A 731-nucleotide genomic window follows, 5' to 3' on the forward strand; every position below is an offset into this window, starting at 1 on the left:
GGACAAGCGACATGCCTCGCTTGAAGCGCGCTCGCGTGCCAGTCGAACACCGAACGCCGCGGTCCAAGCCGGAGATCGCTTTGGCCGAGATTGACCGCGCGATGGCAGCCAACATACGCTTTGGATGTGTGCTGGCGGATGCAGGATACGGCCTCAGCGCGCCGTTTCGACAAGGGCTAACAGAGCGCGGGCTGGCCTGGGCGGTCGGTATCCCTCGGCACCAGAAAGTGTATCCGGTCGATGTGAAGCTCATTTGGCCGATCACCAAAGCCCGTGGCAAACCACGAAAGCACCACGTGCCCGATATCTTATCGATTGCGGCAGAACAAATGCTGGCCAGCGCCAAATGGAAAACCGTGAGTTGGCGCAGCGGGACGAAAGGTCGGCTCAAAGCCCGATTTGCTGCTCTCCGTGTCCGCACCGCCGACGGCCCTCCGCAGCGGATATGGGATAAAGGTCAGCAGCATCTCCCAGGCGACGAAGCCTGGCTCATTGGCGAGCAACGTGCCTCCGGGGAGAAGAAATACTATCTCGCCAATCTTCCGGCGACGACGGATCTGCGCACGCTGGCCGCCACCATCAAGGCACGGTGGATTTGTGAGCAGGCGCATCAACAGTTGAAGGAGGAACTTGGACTTGATCACTTCGAAGGGCGATCATGGCAAGGTCTTCATCGCCACGCCCTTATGACAATGATTGCCTACGCCTTCCTGCAACATCGTCGCCTCGCA

At 59.8% G+C, this 731-nt stretch carries 1 protein-coding gene; it reads left to right on the forward strand.

Translation table 11 applies throughout. The features are described from left to right. Positions 1 to 731 (forward strand): IS701 family transposase (locus tag IVB13_RS08290; protein ID WP_247488304.1); only part of this gene is annotated, 731 nt, incomplete at both ends.

Source organism: Bradyrhizobium sp. 17 (genome assembly GCF_023073515.1).
Taxonomy (GTDB): Bacteria; Pseudomonadota; Alphaproteobacteria; order Rhizobiales; family Xanthobacteraceae; genus Bradyrhizobium; species Bradyrhizobium canariense_D.